This window comes from uncultured Erythrobacter sp. (assembly GCF_947502395.1).
In the GTDB taxonomy this organism is placed as follows: domain Bacteria; phylum Pseudomonadota; class Alphaproteobacteria; order Sphingomonadales; family Sphingomonadaceae; genus Erythrobacter.
Window position 1 is genome coordinate 280,785 of sequence record NZ_CANMZM010000003.1, and the last position, 17,172, is coordinate 297,956.

A 17,172-nucleotide genomic window follows, 5' to 3' on the forward strand; every position below is an offset into this window, starting at 1 on the left:
GGCCTCTACTTGGCCTCGCCTGCCGCGGTCCATGCATCAAAACCCTCATTCATATGGGCGATGCTCTCAAAGCCTTGTTCCTTCATGATTTCCAGTGCTTTGGCACTGCGCGCGCCCGATTTGCAGTGGAGCACATATGTCGTGTCTTTGCCGAGTTCAGCGAGGTTCGCGGCGAAGTCTTCGCTCAGGAAGTCGAGATTGACGGCGTCTTCGATATGACCCGCTGCAAACTCCTCTGGCGTACGGACATCGAGCACCACAATCCCCGCCTCACCGGACAGAAGAGCGCTCGCTTCCGCGATACTCACATCACGGGTGCCACTGGTCACGGACGCGATACTTTGGGGAGCAGGCTCTGCGACACTTTGCTCCGTCTCGGCTTTGGGTCCTTCGCCGCAGGCGGCAAGTGTGAGGCTCAATCCAAGCCCCAAGGAGAGTGCAGTGCGCGTTAGTGGCTTCATCTCTGGCATCCTTCAAGGTAAAGAAAGCGCAAGGCCTAGAGGAATTTGCAGGATCACCCAAGCACAAGCGGAGTTGACCAATGCGACCCTTTGGTAGAAACCGCGCCTCCAAACTCAGCGCGGTTTGAACGGCCGCAAAGATGCGCGGGTGTAGCTCAATGGTAGAGCAGCAGCTTCCCAAGCTGACGACGAGGGTTCGATTCCCTTCACCCGCTCCAAGCTATGCGTTAGGTGAGCATGATGACTGATATGACTCGCGCTCGCGCTATCCTCGATCAACTGATCGCTTTCGATACCACCTCGCGTAACAGCAATCTGGCGCTGATCGAGTGGGTGGAAAGCTACCTCGCCGAATATGGCGTTGCAGCGCGCCGGGTGAGCAATGAGGAGGGCAATAAGTCCAATCTCTTTGCGACTGTTGGGCCCGAGGTTGAAGGCGGTGTGATCCTGTCAGGTCACACTGATGTCGTGCCGGTCGATAATCAGGATTGGTCGAGCGATCCTTGGGTAACGCGCGAAGAGGCAGGCAAGCTCTATGGCCGGGGCACTTCGGATATGAAGAGCTTTATTGCGCTGGCTCTCGCTTGGGTGCCCGAGTTTGTGAAGGGTTCCAAGCCGGTCCACTTGGCAATCAGCTATGATGAAGAAGTCGGGTGCCTGGGGGCGCCAGCAATGATCGAGCAAATGCGCACAGCTGTACCCAGACCGCGCCTTGCGCTGGTGGGCGAGCCGACGTCGATGCGGCTTGTCACTGGTCACAAAGGGATCAGCGTGTACCGCGTCGAGGTGGACGGGGCAGAGGCGCACTCGAGCCTCGTCAATCACGGCATCTCGGCCAATGAGCATGCTGTCGATCTGATGCATTCGCTGGTTGAGCTGTCACGCGAGCTCAAGGCCAAGGCCGATCCCGACAATGGCTTTGACCCGCCTTACCCCACGCTCACCATTGGCGTGATGCAAGGCGGCGAGGCTGCCAATATCCTCGCGGGCCATGCTGAGTTCCAATTTGACCTTCGTTGTCCGCCTGGCTTTGTCGCGGACGAATTGCTTGCACCTTTCAAGGCCCATTGCGAGGCGTTGGACAAAGAAATGCAAGCGCGCTTTCCTCAAGCGGGAGTGCGCTTTCACAAGGTCGCCGATGCGCCGCCTTTGGGCGACGAGGGGAGCGAAGACGCAATGGCCTTTGTGCGGAAGCTAACCGGTGAAAACTCTCCTGCTGCCAAAGTCGCCTATGCCGCCGAGGCCGGGCAGTTCCAGCAAGGCGGCTTTCCCACGGTCATCTGCGGGCCCGGCTCGATCGAGCAAGCGCATCAGCCCGATGAGTGGATCGCCATCGACCAGTTGGAGCAAGGATGCCGCTTTATGGAGCGGCTTGTCGAGGAGCTCGCCTAGCAGAAATCGCAAGTCGTCTATCGCATGCAATAGGTCGTTCATCGAAACCCGGCTCTTGCAATTGCGGCGGATTGGTGATCCCTGTAACCGCCTTCGCCATTGCCTGACTTCAATCAATCGAAAACCAGAGGAAACTGCCTTGCGTCTTCTCGTCTTACTTGTCGCGCTCCTGATGTCTTCCCCGGCTCTGGCTCAGGGAATTCAACAAACCAAAGGGAATTTTGAAGACAAGTTTCGCCAGCTCGACGAAGTGCTGGCCGATCCCAATGTGTACCGCAACGCGTCTGGTGCTCCGGGGCATCAGTACTGGCAGCAAGAGGCGGACTATCGCATCAATGCCACGCTGGATGAAGATGGACGCCGGCTGACTGCGCGCGCGACGATCACTTATAAGAACAAGTCACCTGACACGCTGCCGTGGATCTGGATGCAGCTTGATCAGAACCGTTTCCGCACTGACTCTATGGCCGAGCTGACCGATACCTTTGGTGGTCCAGGCCGCCGTGGACCTGCGCGTTCATTGGGGCGCGGTGACAGCCCGGCGCGGCTTTCGCTTGAGGAGCTTCGCCGTCAACAAGCGCTCGCTGACAACACCTATGGCTATGATATTAGCCGGGTTCAGCTGACCAGTGGTCGCAGGCTCGACCACACAATCGTAGGTACGTTGATGCGCATCGACCTGCCAACGCCTTTGCGCCCGGGTCAAAGCGTGAGCTTCAACATCGACTGGGCGTACAACATCGTTGAAGAGAACGTGATCTTTGCGCGCTCCGGCTATGAGCATTTCCCCGATGACGCGCGCGAAGGGGGCAACGATCTCTTCCTGTTTGCGCAATGGTTCCCGCGCATGATCGCCTATTCCGACTACGAAGGCTGGCACAATAAGGAGTTCCTTGGGCGCGGTGAGTTCACTCTCGAATTTGGTGATTACGATGTTTCGATGACGGTCCCAAATGATCACATCGTTTCCTCGACCGGCGTGCTTGCAAACCCGACTGCGGTACTGACCTCGACACAGCGTCAGCGCCTAGCCCGTGCTCGCAATGCAGATGAGCCCATGTTCATCGTGACGCCCGAAGAGGCGCTCGCGAACGAAAGTTCCAATCCCACGGGCACAAAGACCTGGCGCTTTACCGCGCAAAATGTGCGCGATTTCGCTTGGGCAACGAGCCGCAAGTTCATCTGGGATGCACAAGGCCACAAGCAGCCGGGCGCAGAGCAAGAAACAGTCATGGCCATGTCCTTCTGGCCCAAAGAGGGCGGAGAATTGTGGCGCAAGTATTCGACCGCTGCCGTGGTCCATACGATGGAAGTCTATTCGCGCTATTCCTTCGATTACCCGTACCCAACCGCGCAGTCTGTCAACGGCCCGGTGGGCGGCATGGAATACCCGATGATCACCTTCAACGGGCCGCGCACGACCTTGCAGGATGATGGGACGCGAACATATTCCGAGAGTGAGAAGATCTTTCTCATCGGCGTGGTGATCCACGAGATTGGTCACATCTACTTCCCAATGGTGGTGAACTCGGATGAGCGTCAGTGGACATGGATGGATGAAGGCATCAACTCCTTCCTCGACAGCGTTGCTGGCTATGAGTGGGACCCCGATGTGCAATGGACCCGCAGCCTTCCGCGCGATCTCATCCCTTATATGACGTCGAGCGAGCAGGTCCCGATCATGACCCAGTCGGACTCGATCCTGAACATCGGGCCGAACGCTTATGGTAAGCCGTCGGCGGCCTATCACATCCTGCGCGACACGGTGATCGGGCGTGAACGCTTTGACTTTGCCCTGCGTGAGTATGCGCGCCGGTGGAAGTTTAAGCGGCCAACCCCGACTGACTTCTTCCGCACGATGGAGGAGGCATCGGGCACTGATCTGGATTGGTTCTGGCGCGGCTGGTTCTACACCACCGATCACGTTGATATTTCGCTCGACACGATCCACCGTCTGCGCATCGACACGGCAAACCCAGACATCGATCTGGCGCGCCGCCGTCAAGAATTGGCAGACGAGCCTGAGAAGGTAGGTGTGCGTCTGAACCGTGAGCAAAATCTGCCAATCTGGGTGCTTGAAAATCCCGGTGTGACCGATTTCTACGACGAGAATGATCGCTTTACCGTCACCCCGCGCGACACCAAGAAGTACGGGGATTTCCTTGAAGGTCTCGAGGATTGGGAACGCCGCGTGTTCGATCGCGCGGTTGAGGAAGACAGCAATTACTATGTGTTGAGCTTCTCTAATGTGGGTGGGCTAGTGATGCCGATCATCCTCGATCTCAGCTTCACCGATGGCACCAAGGAGCGGATGAATATTCCAGCTGAGATATGGCGTCGCAATTCGCGCAATGTCTCCAAACTTTTGGTCTTCCCCAAGGGCAAGGAACTCGCCGAAGTGGTGGTCGATCCCGATTGGGAGACGGCAGATGCTGACATCAACAACAACCACTATCCACGCAAAATCATCGACAGCCGCGTTGAAGCCTTCAAGCGCCCTGATCCCACCTCGCGTGCGGGCCGCGATTTGATGGCGGAAGTGCAACAGGGCGCGAAGGAAGAAGACGAGAAAGTGACCGAAACGGAAGACAGCGAGTAATGCTGCGATTTTTCGCCGCCTTTTTCTTGCTCGTGCTCGCCATCCCGGCGGCTGCGCACCAGCAAAAGGCGGTGATTATCTCCGTTGAGCATAACCCGCGCAGTGGCATGATCGAGGTGGTGCACACGATACCTTTGCACGATGCTGAACATGCATTGCGCCAACAGGGCAAGAAGGGAGCGGACCTCCTGGGTGACACCGAAAGCCGCCGAGAGTTTGCCCGCTACGCCGCTGAGCGGTTTTCGATTGTGGTAGCAGAGCGCGCAATAGAACTCACCTTGCTCGGAACCGAAGTCAATGGGGCCAGCGTGCTGGTTTATCAGGAGGGGCCTTCACCAGGGTTGGGCACTGAACTGACGATTCAGGCGCAGGTGCTCACCGATATCTGGCTTCGTCAGGTAAACAGTGTGAACGTGGGCCGGGGTACGTCTCCGCAGACGCTGGTCTTCCGGGGCGGCGACCGGGCAAAGACTGCGGTGCTCCGCTAAATGGTGAAGGCACTCGGACAACGTTTGGATGAAGCCGCGGCCTTTGTGCGTGGTCGCACGTCGCATGTGCCAGAGGTAGCACTCGTGCTGGGCTCTGGGCTTGGCGATCTCGCCGATGCGATAAACGGCACCGCAATCGCCTATAGCGCGATCCCGCATTTCCCAGACTCCACCGCGCCCAGCCACAAAGGCGTGCTGCATATCGGTGAGCTTGCCGGGGTATCGGTTGTGGCCATGCAGGGGCGAATGCATTTGTATGAGGGATATTCACCCCAAGATGTGGTCTTCCCGATGCAGGTTATGGCGCGTCTTGGTGCGAAGACCGCGCTTTTGACCAATGCCGCGGGTGGCATCCGTGAAGACCTCAGCGTCACCGATCTTGTGCTTATTGAAGATCACCTCAGCCTCGCGAACTTAGCGGGCAATGATCCCTTGCGGGGCCCCAATGATGAAAGCGTGGGTGAGCGATTTGTCAGCATGAACAATGCCTATGACAGGAATTTGCGCGCAAAGGCCCAGGCGGTGGCGGCTAAGACCGGGCTCGATCTCCAGAGCGGGGTCTATGGCTTTGTCACCGGTCCCAGCTTTGAGACACCTGCCGAGATCCGGGCACTGCGCACGCTCGGCTGCGATCTGGTCGGCATGTCGACCGTGCCTGAAGTAATCGCCGCGCGCCATTCTGGAATGGAGGTGCTTGCCATCGGGACGATCACCAACAAGGCGGTTAGCAGTCTGGACGACGACCATATTACCAATGCCGAAGAAGTGTGGGAAGCCGCCGACCTAATCCGCCCCAAGCTTGCGGAATTTGTAAACGCTCTCTTACCCCGGCTAGGCGGTGGTGCGAAATGACGCGCGTCGATACGCTAATCACTGGTGGGCATGTGCTCACCATGGACGAGGGTTTTACCGAGTACGCCGATGGCGCGGTCGCCGTGAAAAGTGGCAAGATCGTCGAATGCGGGCAGGCACAAGACCTCACAGCTCGCTATCAGGCTGACGAAACACTCGACGCAGATAGTGGCATCATCATGCCCGGCCTGATCAATGGGCATTGCCATGCGGCGATGTCCTTGTTTCGGGGCTATGCAGAGAACGTCACACTGGACGCGTTTCTTGAAACGCTTAGCCATGCGGAGACCAATTACGTTTCGTCTGAGGGCGTTTATGTGGGTGCTTCTGTCGCCTGCGCGGAGATGGCGCTGGGTGGGATCACCAGTTTTGTCGACATGTATTGGTACCCGGATGAGACCATTCGCGCCGCGCGCGAGCTCCATATGTCGATTGTCGCTGGGCCGGTTTTCGTGGCGTTTCCCGGTTATGACGACCTTGCCGAGTGGCCGATGCGCACTGATTTCAGCGGACCCTTTGCTGACCGTCATCGGGGCACAGAGGGTGTCTTCCCGAGCCTTGCTCCCCACGCTTGCTACACCTTGGATGAGGAAAAGCTCACAGAGCTTGCCGGAATGGCTGAGGCGCTTGATCTGCCGATCCAGATCCACGCCTCTGAAGCGCCGAGTGAGATGGAGCTGGTGCGCGACGGTTACGGCGGCGCGACGCCGATTGAAGTGCTTGATCGAACTGGCGTTCTTCATCGCAATTGCCAACTGGCCCATGCGGTGCACCTTTCCGACAGCGATATCGCGTTGATCAAAAAGGCGGGTGCGAGCATCATTCATAATCCGCAATCGAACACCAAGCTCGCTTCAGGCATCGCGCGTATTTGTGACCTTCTTGAAGCGGGTGTGTCTGTCGGTCTCGGCACCGATGGTCCGTCAAGCGGTAATGACCTCGATATGTGGAAGGCGATGCGGCTTGCGGCGAACCTTCAATCAGTCAGCCGCGGCGAACCCGGCGCATTGAGCGATCGGGACGCGGTAGCCCTGGCAACGCGCCTGGGGGCGCAAGCAGCTGGAATGGGGGCGCACACCGGATCGCTTGAGCCCGGCAAAAACGCAGATGTGATCGTGGTTTCGACCAAGGGGCTCCACATGCGTCCGGTCTTCAGCCCTTACGCCGCGCTCGTTTATTCGGCGGGCCGTGACGACGTGGCGCATGTTTTTGCCAGCGGGCATCACATCGTTAAAGATCGCGCGCTTCAGTGGGAGGGCTTTGACGATATCCTCAGCGACTTTGAGACAATCACCAAAGCGGTGGCGGCGGACGTGAAGGTTGGGTGTTTTGGTATTTAGCGCGCTCAACTGGCGTAACGCTGGGCGTCTTGGAGAATTCCGCTGATTGGCTTTGTTGGAATTGCTGTTCTGATTGGCGTTGCGATCCTCCTTTCTGAGGCACGCGGGTCGATCAACTATGTGAACGCAGCGCGCGCGCTCGCGCTTCAAATTGCAGTTGCGGTGCTCGCATTGGTAACCCCGGTCGGACAGGCAGTCCTCCAAACCCTATCAAGCGGGGTGGTGGAGGCGATATCCTATGCCAATGAAGGTATCAGCTTCGTCTTCGGTCCATTGGCGGACCCGGCAAGCGGCCTCATTCTTGCGCTCCAAGTGCTCCCCGTTATCATCTTCATCGCAACCATTATGGCGGTGCTGTTTCACATTGGCGTGATGACTTGGGTGATCCGCATCATCGGTGGGGCATTGCGCTTTCTCACCGGAGCATCCCGGCTGGAATCCACGTGCGGAGCGGCGAATATCTTTGTCGGAATGGCAGAGAGCCCACTTACTGTTTTGCCCTATCTCCCAAAGATATCGCGTGCTCAGCTCTTCGTGATGATGTCTTTGGGGCTCTCAAGCGTCGCGGGGACGGTTCTGGTCGCCTATTCCGCACTGGGTATCCGCAGCGACTTGCTCTTGACCGCCGCCTTTATGGCGCCCGCCGGGGGTATCTTGTTCGGGCGCATGTTGGTGCCGGAAACGGGAGTGGCATTCGATTTGGACGATGATGACGACGCAAACCCCGCGAGCCTTTCCAGCGCGTCCAGCCTGATCGAAGCGGCGACCGATGGCGCGACACTCGGCATGCAAATCATGCTCAGTGTCATTGCGGTGCTTATCGGCTTTATCGCCGGTATTGCGCTCCTGAACGGAATCCTTGGCGGAGTGGGCAGTCTGCTGGGTTTCTCCGATCTCTCGCTTGAATTGCTGATCGGATATGCCTTTGCACCAATATCCTACATTATCGGAGTGCCCTGGGAGGAGACCACTCGGGCAGGGGTGTTCCTTGGGCAGAAGGTCGTGCTCAATGAGTTTCTGGCCTATGCAAACTTCGCTCCCGTCGCCGATGAATTCAGTGCGCAGGGGCAAATCGCGCTGACTATTGCCATGTGCGGCTTTGCCAATTTCGGCGGGCTCGCCATTCTTATCGCGGGGCTGGGTGCAGCGGTACCCGAGCGCAAAGCCGAGATTTCCAAGCTTGGCATTAAAGCTTTGCTCGCAGGGACGCTGTCAAACTTCACCAGCGCGGCGATTGTCAGCGTGATCTTTGCGCTGGGCGGGTTCGCTTAAGGCTTACCCAGTACAAGCGAGGCGCTTGGCTTGTGCGCGCGGATTTCCTCATCGGTTAACCCTTGCAATTCATGCGGGAAGACCAGCCAGTCGTCGGTCTCGTGGACGAAGTAGTCAGGGGTAAGATCGGTCTTGTTGCGAGTTGGTTTATAATAGACCGTCGCCACCTTGATCGTTTCGGGGAGATTGCGGCGGCATTTGGCAGAGAGCTCTCGCAAGAGTGCTTCGATGGATCGGCCACTGTCGAACACATCATCGATGATAAGCAGCGAATGCTCCCGGTCGAGATTGTCGATGAGATAATTGAGGCCCAGAACCTTCACCTCTTTGTCCTGCTGATCAATGCCGGTGTAGGACGAAGTGCGCACTGCGATATGATCACAGGGATGGCCGCGATATTCCAGCAATTCCTGCACCGCGATCCCAATCGGGGCGCCGCCGCGCCAAATGCCAACGATATGGGTGGGATGGAAACCCGATTCGATAATGGCATCGCCAAGGATATAGGAATCTTCGAGCAGCCCATCGGCGCTCAGAAATGTTTTCTCGATCATTTGCGGAGTTGCCCCGATCTTTCATTGTCACCCATTCCCTTACGGCTTTGGGCCCTCGTGTGTTAGCTTGCATCCATACATGCAACAGACCCGTTGCTTTGAACAGAACACGCCATGCTGAAATGCGATTAAACGACCCTTGACGTAAGCGTAAGGTATGGCAGGACGATAGCTAACGAGATCAACCGGAGAGACCAGAGCATGAACCTCGAATTCACGCCCGAAGAGAACGCCTTTCGCGAGGAAGTGCGCGCCTTTATCGAAGCCAACCACCCAAAGCACCTTGAGGGCATGGGCAACCGCGAAGATATGTCGCCTGAAGACATGACCGCGTGGCACAAGATCCTTGGCAAAAAGGGTTGGGCGGCGCCCGCGTGGCCAACCGAATATGGCGGCACAGGTTGGGATTCGACTCAGCGGTACATCTGGTCTGAAGAAAACGCGCGTGTTGGCACCTTTATGCCTTTGCCATTCGGCGTCTCCATGGTTGGTCCGGTGATTTACTCATTCGGAAACGAAGAGCAGAAGAAACAGCACCTTCCAGGTATACTGTCGGGCGATGTTTGGTGGTGTCAGGGTTATTCAGAGCCCGGCGCAGGTTCTGACCTTGCTTCGCTTAAAACGACCGCCGTTCGCGATGGTGATCATTATGTGATCAACGGTCAGAAAACCTGGACTACGCTTGCACAATACGCCGATTGGGGCTTCTTCCTGTGCCGCACTGATCCCGATGCGGCGAAACCTCAGGAGGGTATTTCCTTCATTCTCGTCGATATGAAAACGCCGGGCATTGAAGTGAAGCCGATCAAACTCATCGATGGCGGTTATGAGGTCAACGAGACATGGCTCACAGATGTGCGTGTGCCGGTTGAAAACCTTGTCGGCGTTGAAAACATGGGCTGGACTTACGCCAAGTTCCTCCTCGCTCACGAACGCTCAGGCATAGCTGGCGTTGCTCGTTCCAAGCGCGGTGTTGAGAAACTGCGCGAGATTGCTGCCAATGAAACCATGGACGGCGCGCCGCTCATGGCTGACTTCGATTTTGCTCGTAAAGTGAGCCAGCTTGAGATTGATCTGGCCGCGCTTGAGATCACAGAACTTCGCACGCTTGCTGGGGAACAGGCGGGCAAGGGCCCCGGTCCTGAAAGCTCAATCCTTAAGATTAAGGGCACTGAGATTCAGCAGCGCCTGACCGAACTCACGCTTGAGGCAGTGGGCTCATATGGCACGCCTATGTATGGATCGATCGCTGATGCAGGCTCCAACGAGTACCCCATCGGTCCCGACTATGCTCAGCACTCAGCCGCAACCTATTTCAATATGCGCAAAACGTCGATCTATGGCGGATCGAACGAGATTCAGCGCAACATCATCACGAAAATGATCCTCGGCCTTTAAGGCGCGAAGGCACTCTGAGAGGGAACGAAACGTGGATTTCAATTTCACTGAAGAACAGGACATGGTGCGCGATGGTTTGTCGCGCATGGTCCGTGAACAATATGGCGCAGAAGAGCGTCGCCAACTGATCGCAAGCGAAGCCGGTTGGAGCACAGCTGTATGGGGTCAACTCGCAGAGCTTGGCATCCTTGGTATGAGTTTTAGCGAGGAAGACGGCGGCTTTGGCGGCGGCGCGATCGATTCCATGGTTGTCATGGAAGAGTTCGGCAAAGGCCTGGTGGTTGAACCATTTGTGCCAACCGTCGTCTGCGCTGGTGGGTTTTTGAAGCATGCTGGAACAGCGGCTCAAAAAGAAGAGCACATCGGGGGCATCGTCTCTGGCGAGCGCGTCTTTGCTTTCGCTTATGCTGAGCCACGCGGACGCTATGACCTCGCCAACCTTGAGACCACTGCCAAGAAAGAGGGCGGCGACTATGTCCTCAACGGTCACAAAGCGGTCGTTATCGGCGCACCTTGGGCAAGCCACTTGATCGTGACTGCGCGGACCGGCGGCGAGCGCACTGACGCGAACGGCATCTCCGTTTTCGTAGTCGACAAGTCAGCAGAAGGCGTGGTCACTCGAGATTACGCCACCGTCGATGGCAGGCGCGCTTCGGAAGTCTACTTTGAAAACGTACGGGTTCCTGTTGACGCTTTGATCGGTGAAGAGGGCAATGCACTCCCGCTGATTGAACGGGTCACCGACGAAGCGATTGCGGCACAGTGTGCAGAAGCATGCGGCGCGATGAAGGTCGCTCACGCAATGACTCTCGACTATGCCAAGCAGCGCAAGCAGTTCGGTGTTCCAATCGCGAGCTTCCAAGTGCTCCAGCATCGCATGGTCGATATGTACACCGAGTATGAATGCTCGGTCTCGATGACCTATCTCGCCACCTTGCGGCTCGAGAACGAAGAGCGCGAGCGCAAGCAAGCGGTCTCGGCGGCAAAAGTGCGTGTGGCTCAGGCCGCGCACCACATTGGCCAGGAGGCAATTCAGATCCACGGCGGCAATGGCATGACCGATGAATATGCCATCGGTCACTATTTCAAACGTCTGACGATCTTCGACTCTGAGTTTGGCAATATTGACCATCATATGAAGCGCCACATCGCGCTCGCCAGCTGATCAGAACACAAAACCATGGGGCTCAAGCTCGCAAGACACTGAAAAAGCCCCGAAGCGAGCAGCTTCGGGGCTTTTGTGTTCTCCATCACTTTTCTGATTCAAATTGGTCTCTATAAGTCATTGACGGTTGCATCGTCTTGGAAAGCTCAGGAGGATGCACTGGTAGAATCGAACTGTTGGCGCGAGGCCTTTGCCGCGTTCGTGTCGAGACCATACAAGCCTAGCGGTAGCGAAGCGGCTAGAAATTGTGTGTGTTGGGCAACAGATAGGGGCAGTTGTGTGAGCTAGGGCTTGCGCTGTCTCTAGAAAAAGGCAAAGTTGGAACATCTCGTGGGGGGAAGAGATGGCAGTATTAGGGCCGAATAGGGGTATTCCTGGATCATTGCGCCGCATGAACAGCGCCGCTTTGCGCGTGCTCGCCGCGTTCGGGCTTCTTGCAATCATTCCATCGGTGACGGCTTCGGGTAACTCAACCTTTGAAGGTGTAGCCTCTTGTGCAGGTTCGACGTGTCATGGTCGCGCCGAAGGCAATGGTGCGGTGGTCCGCCAAGATGAAATCGCAACCTGGCAGGAGCCTTCCTCAGCAAGTGGCGCGCACAGTCGCGCTTATGCCGTGCTTGCTGGAAGGCGCGGTCAGCAGATCGCGCGCAGCCTTGGATTAGGTAATGCGACTCAGGCGAAGGATTGCCTTGGGTGTCACGCGACATATGTTCCTGCCGCCAGTCGCGGTGATCGTTTTCAACTTTCAGACGGTGTGGGTTGTGAAAGCTGCCACGGAGCGGCAGAGGGCTGGCTTTCCAGCCACTATGCAATGCCAGCGACCCACGCATCGAATGTTTCCGATGGACTGACCCCGCTCGAGAATCCGCAAGTTCGCGCCAATGTTTGCCTCGATTGCCATTATGGCTCGACCAAGCCTGGGCAGTTCGTCACGCACTCTATGATGGCAGCGGGCCACCCTCGTGTCTCATTCGAGCTCGACCTGTTCAGCGCGCTTCAGCAGCACCACAACGTCGATGATGACTACAAACGTCGCAAGCGTGCGCCGGACTCGGTGCGCTTTTGGGCGGTGGGACAAGCGGAGGCGGTTAAGCGTGCCACAGGCCTGTTTTCAAATCCCAAGTTCGGCATGGAGGGTGCGTTTCCGCAATACTACTTCTTCGATTGTCATTCGTGTCACCGCGAAATTCAGGATTCTTCTAACCGCCGCCTGACTTTTGAAGAGAATCCCGGCCGCCCGATCCCATTTGGCAATGCGCCGTTCAACGATGAGAGTATCATCATGCTTTCTGCGGTCGCAGGGGCTCTGGTTCCCGGCCGCGCAGATGAATTCAAGCAGGCAAGTCGCAATTTCCATGGCGCTCTTGGTGGCAATGGTCAGAACCCTCGCGAAGCTGCTCGTGCTTTGTCTCGGCGTGCTGGAGCGCTTTCCAATGCGCTTTCGCAGCGCGCCTACGCAAATTCGGATGCCTTCAAGGTGATCGACATTATCGGTAGCAATGCTACAAGGCCGCGCTTCACCGATTATTCGGGCTCGGTTCAGGCGGTGATGGCCGTGGATACGCTGCTCAATGGTCTCGTTACAAACGGCCGCGTAACGCCGGGTGCCGCGGCCAGCATCCGGACCAGCATCAATAAGGCCTATGCTGCTGTTGAGGAGCCCAATTCTTACAATCCGGCGGACTTCCGCACTGCGCTGGCCTCCGCGCTAGCATCCATTCGAAGGTTGAAATAAGCATGGCGGGGGGATGGAAACTTCTTGCGGCTGTGCCGCTTCTGGCAGTGGCGGCTTGCGGTGGAGGGGGTAGTCCTGCGCCCACACCTGCGGGTGGTGGAACGGCAGGGACACCGCCTCCTGCGCCAACGCCGACACCGGCGCCTCCGGGCGATCTGTTTGCGGCACCTGCGCAGGAAAGCCTCACCGTGGCGGAGGTGCAACAGATCATCGCCCAGGCCGCCGCTCAAGCGAGTTCTCAGGGTGAAGCAGCGACGATTGCCGTGACTGATCGGGTCGGCAATGTGCTTGGCATCTTTGTGATGCCGGGCGCGCGCGATTTTGTCGCGATACCCGGAGCGCCCAATGGTCAAAATGTGGACATTCAAGGTTTGGATGTGCCCGCCGCCGGTGCAGCAATCGCCAAAGCGATTACCGGGGCCTACCTTTCAAGTGCGGGGAACGCTTTCTCGACACGCGTGGCATCTCAGATTGTGCAAGAGCATTTCCCGCCTTCGCCGACCACCGTGGGGCTAGAAAGCGGACCGCTTTTTGGAGTGCAATTCAGTCAGCTTCCTTGTTCTGATTTCTCCGCGCGCGCCAGCGATGGCATGATCGGACCTCAGCGTTCGCCGCTTGGGCTTTCAGCGGATCCTGGCGGCTTTCCACTCTATAAGAACGGCGTAGTTGTTGGTGGCATTGGCGTAGCAGCTGACCCTGATTACGGCTCTGACCCCAATGTTCTTGATGTTGATGTCGACACAGACGAATTTATCGCGCTCGCTGGAACCGTTGGGTTTGAGGCGCCTTTAGAAATCCGCGCTGATCGGATCTCAGCTGACGGCACTAACTTCCGATACACCGATGCGACCTATGGCGCGCTCGCTGATGTTTCTGGAGCGAGTTTCACCGGCACTGCAGGGGCTGTCGCGCCCGTAATCGGTTTCTTCGACGGGACGATTCGTGCGGGCACCGCTTATGGGACGGAGGCCTCTGGCATTCGCCCTGCCACCGACGCAGAGTTTTCCCTCGGCGGAGCGTTTGTCATGTCTGATGGCGCTGGCAACAATCGTTTCCCCATTCGTGGAGGAACCGATGGCGCGGATGTCGGTAATCCGATTACGCAAACCGAAGCGACTGCGATCCTCGAAGAGGCGTTCATCGTAATCAGCCGCTCTCGTGCGCAAATCCGCCGTCCTCTGGATAGCCAGGCGCAGGTCACGCTGAGCCTCGTTGACACGCGTGGTCAGATTCTTGGCATTGTGCGCTCTGCCGACGCGCCAATTTTCGGTAGCGATGTGTCTTTGCAAAAGGCGCGCACCGCGAACTTCTTCTCTGCGCCATTTGCAGCTGACGAACTTTTGGCAGGCGATCTGGAAGTTCCGCAGTTCGTGCAACGGGTGCGTGATTTTCTCGGTGACCAAAACGCACTGACAGGCGCTTTTGCGTTCGCGGACCGCTCAGGCGGTAACCTTGCGCGGCCATTCTTTCCAGATGGCGAAGTGGGCACTCCCAACGGACCGCTCTCACGGCCAATCGAGCAATTCAATCCGTTTTCGACCGGCCTGCAATCTGCTCTGGTGCTGCAAAATCTCGGGGAGCATTTGGCCTTTGTCTTGGGCCAGTCTCCCACCGATACAGCGCGCGGCTGCACCAAATTGCCCACAGTCGATGGGGCCCCAAGGCTCGGCAATGGCATCCAAATCTTCCCGGGCTCAGTCCCGGTCTATCGCGGCAATCAGCTTGTTGGCGGTATTGGCGTTTCGGGCGATGGGATCGATCAGGATGATATGATCAGCTTCCTGGGTCTCAACAATGCAGGTGTACGCACAGGCACGATCAACAATGCGCCCAAAGAGATTCGCGCTGATAGGATTGTGGTGGCGGTTGGAAATCGCGAAGTGCGCCTGCGCTATATCAACTGTCCGTTTGCGCCTTTCCTCGACGATCCAACGCAGAACGTGTGCGAGGGACTGTAGCTATGAGCGCAATCTCTCTTCTTCCTTTGACAATCTTGCTTCAGGCGGCTCCGGGCGAGGAGCCCGCTACTGCGCCACCGCTCGATGACCAAGCGGGGAAGCCAGACCACAATCAGAGCATAGATCGTGAAGGCCTCAATACGACCGCGAAGGAAGAGGCGGACGAGCTAAACAATCAGGTTATTGAGGGCCGCGAGCGTCCTGGCTTCAACGCAGAGTTGCCAGAGCGCGTGACGCAGGAGAATCCGGGCGCTGTACGCGCGCCTCCTCCGCAGGCCTTTTCTCCTGATCAAGTGCCGATCCCCGATCGTTGGCGGTTGATCGACAATGTCACCGATATCGATGGCAATCCGGTGATCCGTGAGAGCATTCTCGATCCGTACAATCAGAACACCTATAAGGGCGACCGCCCTATCAATCGCGAAAAGGTGCCATGGTTGCCGATCAAGGAGGACGACTGGTTTTTCGTCCTGAATGCGATCAGCGACACGGTTTACGAGCCGCGTACTTTCCCGATTCCTGTGGGCATTCAGACGACGGAAGATCCTGACAGGCTGGATGTCTTCGGCAATGATTTCTCGACTGTGCTGTCGCAGACTTTCATTGTCGGTGCCGCGCTTCTCAAGGGCTCAACCGCCTACAAGCCGCCGAGCATCGAGTATCGCCTTACGCTCGCCTACAACGTCAACTATGTCGACGTTCCAGAGCGGCGCGTGCTGTTTGTGGAGCCTTCGCGTCCAAGCCATCGTTTGGACCATTTTTTGGGCGTGCAAGAAGCCTTTGTTGATTACCACTTCACCGAATTTGATCGTGACCGGTTCGACTTCATTTCAATCCGTGCAGGTATTCAGCCGTTCCAGGCCGATTTCCGCGGCTTCCTGTTTCAAGATCAGCAATTGGGCGTTCGGCTGTTCGGCAATCGTGACAACAACCGGTTCCAGTTCAATCTCGCTGGCTTCTGGCGGCTTGAGAAAGACACGAACAGCGGCCTGAACTCGGTGGCCAAGTCACCGCGCGATGACTTCGTCTTCTTTGCCAATGTTTACCGTCAGGATTTCCTGATTCCGGCTCTGACCAGCCAATTCACCGTTGCCTACAACCGCAACCGCGAAGCCGACGATATCCAGATTGACACCAATGGGTTTCCTGTCCGTCCCGCGCTGCTCGGCGATATTCGCGGGCGCGAGTATGACGTGTTCTACCTTGGCTATAACGTTGATGGCCGGATCGGCCGGCTTAACATAACCGGCAGTGCCTATTGGGCGTTGGGTGAGGAGCGCAATTCGATCCTGACCGGCGAGCCGGTCGATATCGATGCGCAATTCGCTGCTGTCGAACTCAGCTATGACCGCGATTGGATCCGATTCCGCCTTTCGGGGCTCTATCAAAGCGGCGACGGTGAGCCGTTTGATGACACGCATACCGGCTTTGACGCAATCTTTGAGAACCCGGTCTTTGCCGGTGCCGACACGTCTTACTGGATTCGTCAGACCATCCCGTTTGCTGGCGGTGGCCGCGTCATCTCGGTCAATGGTCGCAACGGCATCTTGAACACTTTGCGCTCTTCGAAGGAGCAGGGGCAGTCGAACTTCCTCAATCCCGGCCTTTGGCTCGTGGGTGTTGGTGCCGACTTCGATATCACTCCGGAATTTCGCCTGAGCACCAATGCCAATCATCTGTGGTTTGAAAATACGGCAACGCTCGAGAACTTTCGGATCGAGGGTTCGATCCCGACTGAGATTGGCTATGACCTTTCCGCGTCGGCGATCTACCGGCCCAAGGCGAACCAGAACATCGTTTTCCGCCTATCCGCAGCTACGCTGATCTCGGGCAACGGGTTTGAAGACCTGTTCGACAATCTTGGCAATGAGGGGAATTTCTATTCCGTCCTCGCAAACATAACGCTGACCTACTGATGGCGCTTTCATGACTCTAGGGAGCAGACCTTTGAAGAGCCT

The 17,172-nt window shown here is 57.2% G+C and carries 13 protein-coding genes and 1 tRNA gene; 12 read left to right on the plus strand and 2 right to left on the minus strand.

The annotated features are described in order from the left end of the window. Positions 1–5: 5 nt before the first annotated feature. The gene (locus Q0778_RS12695; protein ID WP_298336546.1) at positions 6–461 is read right to left on the minus strand and encodes a rhodanese-like domain-containing protein; all 456 of its coding nucleotides are present in this window, start codon (positions 459–461) and stop codon (positions 6–8) included. Between the two features lie 144 nt (positions 462–605). Between Q0778_RS12695 and Q0778_RS12700 the strand changes: the two genes are divergently transcribed. The 7 genes from Q0778_RS12700 to Q0778_RS12730 all read left to right on the plus strand — a co-directional run bounded on the left by Q0778_RS12700 (position 606) and on the right by Q0778_RS12730 (position 8,404). Then, positions 606–679 (plus strand) — tRNA-Gly (locus Q0778_RS12700). A 22-nt stretch (positions 680–701) separates the two neighbouring features. Continuing rightward, positions 702–1,853: an acetylornithine deacetylase gene (gene argE / locus Q0778_RS12705; RefSeq protein WP_298336548.1), complete on the plus strand. Its 1,152-nt coding sequence runs from the start codon at positions 702–704 to the stop codon at positions 1,851–1,853. Between the two features lie 172 nt (positions 1,854–2,025). Continuing rightward, complete coding sequence (locus Q0778_RS12710; RefSeq protein ID WP_298336550.1) at positions 2,026–4,452, plus strand: M1 family metallopeptidase; 2,427 nt, start codon at positions 2,026–2,028, stop codon at positions 4,450–4,452. Further along, a complete protein-coding gene (locus Q0778_RS12715) occupies positions 4,452–4,940 on the plus strand; it encodes a DUF6702 family protein (protein ID WP_298336552.1) in 489 nt (162 codons plus the stop codon). Before Q0778_RS12710 ends, Q0778_RS12715 begins: the two co-directional genes overlap by 1 nt. Then, positions 4,941–5,792 carry a purine-nucleoside phosphorylase gene (locus Q0778_RS12720; protein ID WP_298301125.1) on the plus strand — a complete coding sequence of 284 codons (852 nt, stop codon included), beginning with the start codon at positions 4,941–4,943 and terminating at the stop codon, positions 5,790–5,792. After that, positions 5,789–7,132 carry an amidohydrolase gene (locus Q0778_RS12725; protein ID WP_298301127.1) on the plus strand — a complete coding sequence of 448 codons (1,344 nt, stop codon included), beginning with the start codon at positions 5,789–5,791 and terminating at the stop codon, positions 7,130–7,132. Before Q0778_RS12720 ends, Q0778_RS12725 begins: the two co-directional genes overlap by 4 nt. Positions 7,133–7,192: 60 nt before the next feature. Beyond that, positions 7,193–8,404 carry a nucleoside transporter C-terminal domain-containing protein gene (locus tag Q0778_RS12730; protein ID WP_298337663.1) on the plus strand — a complete coding sequence of 404 codons (1,212 nt, stop codon included), beginning with the start codon at positions 7,193–7,195 and terminating at the stop codon, positions 8,402–8,404. Here Q0778_RS12730 and Q0778_RS12735 read toward each other — a convergent pair. Continuing rightward, the gene (locus Q0778_RS12735) at positions 8,401–8,958 is read right to left on the minus strand and encodes a phosphoribosyltransferase family protein (RefSeq protein WP_298301129.1); all 558 of its coding nucleotides are present in this window, start codon (positions 8,956–8,958) and stop codon (positions 8,401–8,403) included. The genes Q0778_RS12730 and Q0778_RS12735 overlap by 4 nt on opposite strands. 201 nt (positions 8,959–9,159) lie before the next feature. Between Q0778_RS12735 and Q0778_RS12740 the strand changes: the two genes are divergently transcribed. From Q0778_RS12740 to Q0778_RS12760, 5 genes are all read left to right on the plus strand, one after another. Next, positions 9,160–10,356 (plus strand): acyl-CoA dehydrogenase family protein, encoded by a 1,197-nt coding sequence (locus Q0778_RS12740; RefSeq protein ID WP_298301131.1) that lies wholly within the window; start codon positions 9,160–9,162, stop codon positions 10,354–10,356. 31 nt (positions 10,357–10,387) lie between these two features. Continuing rightward, positions 10,388–11,521, plus strand: a complete 1,134-nt coding sequence (locus tag Q0778_RS12745; RefSeq protein WP_298301133.1) for an acyl-CoA dehydrogenase family protein — start codon at positions 10,388–10,390, stop codon at positions 11,519–11,521. A 391-nt stretch (positions 11,522–11,912) separates the two neighbouring features. Then, positions 11,913–13,256: a multiheme c-type cytochrome gene (locus tag Q0778_RS12750; protein ID WP_298336554.1), complete on the plus strand. Its 1,344-nt coding sequence runs from the start codon at positions 11,913–11,915 to the stop codon at positions 13,254–13,256. A gap of 2 nt (positions 13,257–13,258) precedes the next feature. Continuing rightward, on the plus strand, positions 13,259–15,214 hold the full coding sequence (locus Q0778_RS12755; RefSeq protein WP_298336556.1) for a heme-binding protein: 1,956 nt from the start codon (positions 13,259–13,261) through the stop codon (positions 15,212–15,214). Positions 15,215–15,216: 2 nt separating this feature from the next. Continuing rightward, a complete protein-coding gene (locus Q0778_RS12760; RefSeq protein ID WP_298301140.1) occupies positions 15,217–17,130 on the plus strand; it encodes a hypothetical protein in 1,914 nt (637 codons plus the stop codon). Positions 17,131–17,172 lie beyond the last annotated feature (42 nt).